This window comes from Vibrio chemaguriensis, from assembly GCF_012275705.1.
In the GTDB taxonomy this organism is placed as follows: Bacteria; Pseudomonadota; Gammaproteobacteria; order Enterobacterales; family Vibrionaceae; genus Vibrio; species Vibrio diabolicus.
Map to the genome: position 1 here is coordinate 1 of NZ_SHOE01000054.1, position 2,887 is coordinate 2,887.

The following is a 2,887-nucleotide window of genomic DNA, read 5'->3' on the forward strand; positions in this document are numbered from 1 at the left end:
TGAGCGGCGCTTGGCTATACTTGAGCGAAGCGAAACTGCCAAGCGTTGCGAATCACTCTTAAATGCTTTGTTAGGGCACAGTTCTCAAAGACCGCCACCTTACTAACCAGCCCTTTGAATTTACACGATTTTCAAACGTTTCTCGTGACCTTTTAGGATTATGTGTGACACAGTAACCAAATAAGGATTCGTACCCAAAAGCTGCAATACATTCATAGGTACCAGGTGCGACTTGTCGAATGGCAACAGCTGTCTCTTGTTCTGGCCAATAACTCATAGCATCAAGGGAGCTTGTGTAAGGTAAATCGCCATTTCGAGTATGCATGAGTGCTTGGTTACGAACTTGCCAGTTAATTTCTGGCATTAGCTGCTTGAGCTGAGATTCATACTGTAAATATGCTTTAGGGTCGTTCTCGTCAGGAGCAAAGTAAATAACATCCGCATCGTTCAATGGTGTCGCTACATCAAAACCATGCAGTGCATCCCAAACAAGATTACGAACGAAACCAGCTGCAATATAGCATTGAGGCAAGCCCAATTTAGAGACGTACTCTAAGGCTTTGACTCTAACTGGATCTTGTTTGATTAATTCTACGATTTTGTCCATTTCCGCCCTGTGCCCTAACGCCCTGTTAAGGGGTGAGCAACGCAATACCAAAGCCGCCGCATACAACCTTAAACACTTAAACCAACGCATAGTAAAAATGCCACGCGTTGCGAATCCCTCTTAAACAGTTTGTTAGCTGTTTCGTATTAGGAGACTGAACTATTAACGTAAAAATATCCAACCAGACCAACCGTGCCGTATAAAAGTGCCTTCAGAGAAGCTAGCCAGTTACTTTTAATATTAAGTAAAGTCACCACAATTGAAGATACCATCGCACAACACCACATCAATACAACTAAACTAGCAAACAATAAATCTATAACGTCACCTAACCCATAAGGTTCACCTGGTGAGACCGCAATATGCCCATAAATTTGAGATTTATATAGTAGCCCAGAGAAAGCAAAAAAATGGACTAAAACAATACTGAACGCTAATAACTTATTAAATCTTGCTTCCATTTAGTTTCACTCTCCAATACCACATTGCACAAACAGCTAACGCCGCGTTAAGTAGTGAGCAACGCTACCCGCAACCTAAACCATGGCACCGTAAACACAAAACTTAACCCAAACCAAAAATGCCACGCGTTGCGAATCTGCCTTAAACGCTTTGTTATGTGCGAACCCAAACCATTGGCACAAACCTGATACCGCTAACTTCTGTTTCTGTGCCTGTGGCAACAAAATCCTGTGATTTATAAAACTTTACTGCGTTAACCGAGGCTCTTAAACGCACTTCGGGCCCGTTTGACAATGCCAGCATATGCTTCAGTAGCAATTTACCCAGACCATTTCCTTGATAATTTACGTCGACAAACAAATGAGTAATATACTCTTTGTCGCGTATCGCACCAAAACCAACAAGTTCATTTTCTATCGTGGCTTTTACGCTCTGAAATCGTACTTTGTCGAAAGCTGTTTCAACATCTGGAAGAATTTTTGAAGCAAAAGTAGTCTGCCCTTGTATATCAAAATACGGCAAGATGTTTGCAAACGATACACTTGTTACGAGGTCAACGACTAAGCCTAAATCTGAAATTTCCGTTTCTTCGATATTCATTTGACCGTCCTAGCACATAACGCCCAATTAAGGGGTGAAGCACGCAACACCTAAGCTACTGCATGGCACTTCAACACCAAAATCAACGCATACCAAAAATGCCACGCGTGCTGAATCCCACTTGAACTGTTTGTTAGTACGCTGCCCTTAAAGCCTTTGGCAGACGCCAAGATACTGAAATATAGCACGAAACTGATGGTTTAAAACACTGAAGCCAAACGGGACGCTGCCAAACTTAAAAACTAACTTCAAGACGTAAGTTGGCTAGAAGAAAAACACGCAAAACTCATAAATTTTCAATCACTTTGATTTTACAAAGAATACTGACTTCTGATTTTCGCAGCGACACCAAAGAAACAATTTATCGCCGATAAACCATCCGTGAGAAAGAAACCGCGCCAAAGAAATAGCTAACAATGTTAGAAACCGTAAACGACGTTGTTAACACGATCACTACGCATCTAGTGCCACCGGAGCGAACGTGAAAGGCACATTTGAACTGGTGTAAAGCTGGGAAAAGAAACCAATAAACATCAAGATTTTTGACCTTTGATTCCAACCCAGTTCTAACGCCCTGTTAAGGTGTGAGCAACGCAATACCGAAGCCGCCGCATACCACCTTAAACACTTAAACCAACGCATAGTGAAAATGCCACGCGTTGCGAATCACTCTTAAACAGTTTGTTATGTGAATTCTCGATTGAAACGCCGAACTTTTGTACGCATATTTTTCATAGGTGATGATGTATTAAACTGAATCATGCGCCCCAAAGTCCATTGTTCATACCACGCAACACCATACAAATCATGGTCACTTAAGCTTGAAATGAGTAAAAGTATCTCGTTAACTGTAGACTCAAGCTCAATGAGTAAATCATCATATTTCCACTCACAGTACTCTTCGTGGAAGCTTTCAGCGAGTGAGCCTAATTGGTTCCATTTATAACCAGTTTCCGGGAAATCAACATGTTGGTTTTGAGATCTTAAGTGATGCCATTTAAGAACGAGTTTTCCCCAACCAATCAAGTAAGCCACTGTATCACTAACACTAATGACTGTACCTTTGACGTTTCCCTCTACTCCAGGTTTGCGAGCTTTGCTTTCCGGAATTGAACGATAGTCAGCCATGAGTTTCGGAAATATTGAGTTTATAGCCAACTCCAATTCATCCTTATTTCTTGGCACAGAAGACATTTTGACCTCCATTCACATAACGCC

At 41.6% G+C, this 2,887-nt stretch carries 4 protein-coding genes; all 4 read right to left on the reverse strand.

The window, feature by feature from the left end:
- Positions 1 to 70: 70 nt before the first annotated feature.
- Complete coding sequence (locus EX191_RS22705) at positions 71 to 607, reverse strand: nucleotidyltransferase family protein (protein ID WP_193448554.1); 537 nt, start codon at positions 605 to 607, stop codon at positions 71 to 73.
- Between the two features lie 146 nt (positions 608 to 753).
- Positions 754 to 1,068 (reverse strand): hypothetical protein, encoded by a 315-nt coding sequence (locus tag EX191_RS22710; RefSeq protein WP_046875176.1) that lies wholly within the window; start codon positions 1,066 to 1,068, stop codon positions 754 to 756.
- Positions 1,069 to 1,222: 154 nt separating this feature from the next.
- Positions 1,223 to 1,669: a GNAT family N-acetyltransferase gene (locus EX191_RS22715; protein WP_193448555.1), complete on the reverse strand. Its 447-nt coding sequence runs from the start codon at positions 1,667 to 1,669 to the stop codon at positions 1,223 to 1,225.
- A 684-nt stretch (positions 1,670 to 2,353) separates the two neighbouring features.
- The gene (locus EX191_RS22725; protein WP_017048678.1) at positions 2,354 to 2,863 is read right to left on the reverse strand and encodes a ClbS/DfsB family four-helix bundle protein; all 510 of its coding nucleotides are present in this window, start codon (positions 2,861 to 2,863) and stop codon (positions 2,354 to 2,356) included.
- Between the last annotated feature and the right edge of the window lie 24 nt (positions 2,864 to 2,887).